Below are 5463 nucleotides of genomic sequence, written 5' to 3'. Positions count from 1 at the left end.
TAGATAAACTTGACATTTGTAAAATAAAAATATTAAAAATGAAGATAATTCAGACAGCATAGGCGAGGAAATGCTGTCTGTTTTGAAATTAGAAATACTGGTTATAAAAAATGAAAACAGGATGAGGAATGAAAATGGAAATACAGATTGCAATATGTGATGATGAGGATAAGATTTGTTTACAGTTAAAAGACATACTTGGAAGTATATCAGATGAAAAAAGTGTAGAGTTTATAATACAAATATTTCAATGTGGAGAAGATTTATGTAAATCTTTAAAAGATAAAGATTATGATTTGATTTTTCTTGATATTGAACTGCCTAAAATAAATGGCATTGAGGTTGGAAAATATATAAGAGAAAAATTGAATAATGAAATTGTGCAGATAGCATATATATCAGCAAAAACAGAATATGCAATGGAATTGTTTGATTACAGACCTATTAATTTTTTGCAAAAACCATTAGATAAAGAAAAGGTGCTTAAGGTAATAGACAAATATATGATATTGAGAGAGCAGGACAATTATATATTTAGTTATAAGAAAAACAGAGAATTTTTTGATATACCAATGTCTGAAATAATGTATTTTGAAAGTAGTTATCGTAAAGTTAAAGTATATATGAGAAATGGAGAGGATGAGTTTTATGATTCGCTGGATAAGGTATATAAAAAGTTAAAGGCAAAGAATTTTTTGTTTATACATAAATCAATAATTGTTAATTACAATTTTATAAGAAAGATGGCATATGAGGAAGTTACTCTTTTCGACGGAACAGTATTACCTATAAGCCAGATTCGTAGAAAGGCAATAAGGAAAATGTATATGGAGATAAGGAGAAAAGGAATTTAATGGAGAGTTTACTGGAAAATATATTACATTTAGGAATTGATGTTTTTGATATATATATAATATACAGATATATGACTATATTTTTTGATGGAAGATGCAATGATAAACATCTGACGTTTTGTGCGTATCTGTTGAAATTTGGAATTGGTGTTGCATCAAGATATGTGCATTTTATAATGCCTGTAAATATGCTTATTTACCTTGTAAGCAATTTTTTGATAACACTTGGATATGTTTCAAAGATTTCTAAAAAGATTTTGGTTATAAGTATAATTTATCTGTCATCATTTATATCTGAGATTATGGTTGCAATGGTAATAGGTGTCGGACATTTAGAATTTACAGATAAAACAATTCATATTAATGAATTTTATGAAATTATTATTGAAATATTATTTTGGATGATAACCCTTATCATAAGAAGATATAAAAATATTAAAAATGATGTACCGGTAAATAAGGTTTTTGTAACTGCAATAGCTGTAATTCCAGTGTCTTTAGTATGTCTGGAAATAATGATATTTCAGCAAAATCATTTGTCAGAAAAAGTATCTGTTATATCAGTGCTGTGTATGGTTGTTTGTGACTTTGCGGTAATATATTTGTATGATTCATTGTCAGAAATGTTTATGGAACATTCAAGGGCAGTGCTGTTAGCGAAAGAAAGAGACTATTATCATGAGCAGTCAGAACTTATTCAAAGGCATTATAAGGAACTGAGAAAGTTTAGACATGACATGAAAAACAGAATGATAGTGATACAGGAAATGTCAGATAATGGTGGAAATAAGGCAGTATCGGAATATACAAGGAAACTTGCGGACAGATTAGAACAAATAAAGACATACAGTATGACAGGAAATATAGCAATAGACAGTGTAATAAATTATAAAATGACGCAGGCATACGAGAATAACATTTCAGTTGAAACTGATATAGCGATTCCTGAAAAATTAGAAGTAGATGAAGATGACATGGCAGTTGTATTGGGAAATGCACTTGATAATGCGATAGAAGCCGTGTTAAAGGTCAGAAATGAGAATGAACGTTATATTAAAATAAAAATGGAGTATGAACAGGAAACTTTGTCTATTTATATAAAAAACAGCTTTGATTCAGTGGTAAAAGATAACGGTACAAAATTGCTCACGAGGAAAAAAGATAAAAAAATGCATGGTATAGGTTTACAGAGTATAAACGATATAGTCGATAAATATCGTGGAGAGGTTGAATTAAGATACAGTGGAAATGAATTTTTAATACAGATAGTTTTGTATTTGGACAAACATTAGATAAATGACGGATTGTAAAAATACAAACTGTTAATTTATACAAATAACTATATTAATTTATACAAATATAAACAAAAATGGTTAAAAGTATGATATGGTAGCGTGGCTGGAAGAAATATTGTGGAGGAGAAAGGTTATGGAGAAAATAATTCTATAATGCAGGATGAAGCTGAGATATATGAATTTGGTATAAAACAAATGTTAAATGTCTGTTTAAATGTTATTACTACAATTAGCATAGGAGTAATAATGGGACAGGTATTGCAGTCAATAGTTTTAATGATTAGTTTTATGATGCTTCGTACATATGCAGGGGGATTTCATGCGTCAACTCCTGCAAGGTGCTATCTTTTAACTATAATTACAATAATTGTTTCTCTTTCAGTGATAAATAATATAAAGCTATTTCAAAAATTATCAGTGTTGATTTTAATATTATCTGATATAGTGATATGGAAATTGGCACCTGTAGGAACGGCAAACAAAACCTTAGATGAAATTGAGTGTATTGTTTATCGAAAAAAAACAATAATTGTTGTGATTGTGGAGAATATTGTGGCAGGAATATGTATCGGAATTCATTGCCTAAATGTTGTATATGGAATTATTGCAGCAGATATGATAGTGGCATTATCAGTGATATGCGGATGTTTATCAGAAAAATATAAAATGTATATCTGCTCAGATAAAATATCTTGAGTGGAAAAGAAAGCGAGGAAAGTATAATGAAATACAGTTTAGTGAAAAAAGGAGCTGCTTTAGCAGTTGTGGCAGCAGTGACTCTGAGTGCAGGAAATGTGGCTTTGGCAGGTTCACATAGTGGTGCTTTTACAATTGATAGAGGCAATTATGTTGAAGTTTTAAAAAATGGGAAAGTTACAAAGTCAAATACTTCAGGTTCGGCTGCAAAATTTACTTGCAATATGAGTGTTGGATATAATGATACCCTTAATTTTTATGTTTATAACAAGAATAATAATATTGTATCAGCAGGACCAGCAACATTTAGGGGAACATCAAAGGGAACGCAAAAAACATCACCATATAGAGATGGAAAGGGGCTTAAAGGGAATCCGTTTTATTTCAGATGTTCTCTAGATCTTCATTCTGTGTCATCAAGTATGAAAGTAAATTACAAGTTTATACCATAAATATCAATAGTATTTAAAAATATAGTATAAGATATGTAAGTCAAAAAGATATATACAATAATCGTATATATCTTTTTGGCAACTGTTGAGTACTGTCAGGGAAGTTTTAAACTTCTATTGTGTAGAGCAATAAGTGGCGGGTGAAGACTTGCTGACATAAAATTTATCTAGCAGAGAGGGATGTCCAATGAAAAAATTTAAACAAATATTATGTATCATATGTGTATTAGGTTTGTTGACAGGTTGTGGCGGCAAACAGAATAAGACAGAGAAAAAAACATACAGACAGGAACTGAGCGAAGAAGAAATGTCAAATGGTCATGCTTCGTTTGATATTGATGAAAAATTTAAGGTTGACGCAAATGTCACAAAGTCAGAAGTATATAAGGATGGAATGAAGTCCTATTATATGAACCAGTATAAAGAAAAAATAAAAGGTACATCAAAGAAGTTTACTGATAACCCGACTGTTTTTAATAGAACACAAAAGGAAATGGAGAAAACTTTAAACAGACTTATACCGGGAAAGCTTTCATGGAAAAAAATTAATAGAAATTATAAAAATGAACCCGTTATAGAAGGAACATATAAATCTGATGACGGTGATAAATATAAAATGCATATAGTATGGGATACATATAACAATGTAACAGGAAACAGTGATACATATTTTTGTCCAAGTTTTTATATGTTGGGTGAAAAAAGTGATAAAGAGCATATAAGTGCAGTAATATCAGGGCTGCAAGCAGATATAGATGATATAAAAACTGATTATACTAACATGATTGAAAAAAATGTCGGCACATATAAAAAAGCAGTTGAGGAGCTTATAGGAAGAAAGATAAATGATGAATACAGGATGTGCTCATTAAATGCTAAATCTGCTAAGATTATCAACGATACTCAGAGTATAGAACTTAAATACAATGGAAAACAGTATGATTTGCTCGCATTTTATAAGGATGTTGATAATCTTAAGTTTTCAGATATTGATCCCGGTTATCAGGTAAAAGCGGATGAGAAACCTGATAAATGGGCAAAGACAACAAGTGCCGGTAATGATCATTTGAGCTCAATGTATGATACATCGGTATATCTTGTATTTTGTGAAGGAAAGCTTGAGTATATAGAAGCTGATTCTTTTAGGGAGACAGGCAGTGTATATAAGAATGAACAGAAGATTATTTCGCCAAATAAAGCATTAAAAGAGGTTATTAAATTTTATGAGAAAAAATTGCTTGTAGATGAGGTTAAGATTAAATCCATAGAGCTTCAGTATGCTGCTTACTATGCAAGTGACAGTTCCAAAACTGTTAAGCCGGTAATTACACCAGTGTGGTTGGTGGGAGTTTATGATAATGAAGAATCAATAGAAAGAATTGCATATTTTTGCTACGACGGATATACAGGGGAGTGTTATGGAAATGAAATTATACCATGGTAAAAAAATTATGGAATGGCGGAGGTGGTTTATATCACCGGTATTTATCATTATAGTTATATTGTGTGGAACGGTAACGCTGCTTGATGTATGTTCAAGTGAAAATTTTGTAGCTGATTTAAAGACAGGATACACGGATAGTGTTACATATTATTATCTTTTAAATGTAGGCTTTTTTAGTATTGTAGGATACTGTCTTGCAGCGTGCACCGGAGCTGTTTTGTATGCGGCTGATTACGAGGAAAACTCGGTATATATGCGTATAAACAGGATGGGAGTAAACAGGTATGTGTTTTCCAAAATAATACAGACATTAACAGGAGCATTTGTATGTGGTTTTATTGCAATTTTGTTTTGCTTTTTTGGTGTGTCAATAGTTTATGGGGCATCGATGTTTCCAAAATCGCCAGAATCAATTTCCGGAGTTACAGACAATCTATTACTTCTTGCAGGTAGAAACACGGAATATCTTTTTACATTGGCAGTTATATCAGGTCTGTGTTATGCGTTTTATTCACTTATGACATTATTTATCTCAATATTTGTGCCAAACAAAAAACTTGTCATAGCATTTCCAATGATACTCTGGTTTATATTTCAGTATATATGGGTAAAGATTCCTTTTCTGCCGTCATTTATGACACCGTCTTTAATATTTGATCCCACGAGACAGTTTGGGGATTTGTATAATATGTCACCGTATATCACTGTGTTGATAATTTTTG

Annotated in this window: 6 protein-coding genes; all 6 read left to right on the top strand. The window is 30.9% G+C overall.

Annotated elements, in window-relative coordinates; genetic code table 11:
• Positions 1–134: 134 nt before the first annotated feature.
• The gene (locus DW721_RS15740) at positions 135–854 is read left to right on the top strand and encodes a LytTR family DNA-binding domain-containing protein (protein ID WP_182436370.1); all 720 of its coding nucleotides are present in this window, start codon (positions 135–137) and stop codon (positions 852–854) included.
• Positions 854–2146 carry an ATP-binding protein gene (locus tag DW721_RS15735; protein ID WP_118746296.1) on the top strand — a complete coding sequence of 431 codons (1293 nt, stop codon included), beginning with the start codon at positions 854–856 and terminating at the stop codon, positions 2144–2146. The genes DW721_RS15740 and DW721_RS15735 overlap by 1 nt, the downstream gene beginning before the upstream one ends.
• 102 nt (positions 2147–2248) lie before the next feature.
• A complete protein-coding gene (locus DW721_RS15730; RefSeq protein WP_147355425.1) occupies positions 2249–2845 on the top strand; it encodes an accessory gene regulator B family protein in 597 nt (198 codons plus the stop codon).
• A gap of 26 nt (positions 2846–2871) precedes the next feature.
• Positions 2872–3297, top strand: coding sequence for a hypothetical protein (locus tag DW721_RS15725; RefSeq protein ID WP_118746294.1), 426 nt, complete (start codon positions 2872–2874; stop codon positions 3295–3297).
• A 187-nt stretch (positions 3298–3484) separates the two neighbouring features.
• A complete protein-coding gene (locus DW721_RS15720; protein ID WP_118746293.1) occupies positions 3485–4741 on the top strand; it encodes a hypothetical protein in 1257 nt (418 codons plus the stop codon).
• Positions 4716–5463: hypothetical protein (locus DW721_RS15715; protein WP_147355424.1), on the top strand; the 748-nt coding region annotated here is incomplete at its 3' end. The genes DW721_RS15720 and DW721_RS15715, both read left to right, overlap by 26 nt.

It is taken from the genome of Clostridium sp. AM27-31LB (genome assembly GCF_003480745.1).
Classification (GTDB): Bacteria; Bacillota; Clostridia; order Lachnospirales; family Lachnospiraceae; genus Butyribacter; species Butyribacter intestini.
Note: the sequence above shows the minus strand (reverse complement) of the source record. Positions and strands in the feature narration are given on the sequence as shown.

What these genes read in the sequence shown, in the direction of transcription:
- DW721_RS15740 (WP_182436370.1), top strand. Translation starts at nt 135, where the DNA reads ATGGAAATACAGATTGCAATATGTGATGATGAGGATAAGATTTGTTTA.
- DW721_RS15735 (WP_118746296.1), top strand. Translation starts at nt 854, where the DNA reads ATGGAGAGTTTACTGGAAAATATATTACATTTAGGAATTGATGTTTTT.
- DW721_RS15725 (WP_118746294.1), top strand. Translation starts at nt 2,872, where the DNA reads ATGAAATACAGTTTAGTGAAAAAAGGAGCTGCTTTAGCAGTTGTGGCA.
- DW721_RS15720 (WP_118746293.1), top strand. Translation starts at nt 3,485, where the DNA reads ATGAAAAAATTTAAACAAATATTATGTATCATATGTGTATTAGGTTTG.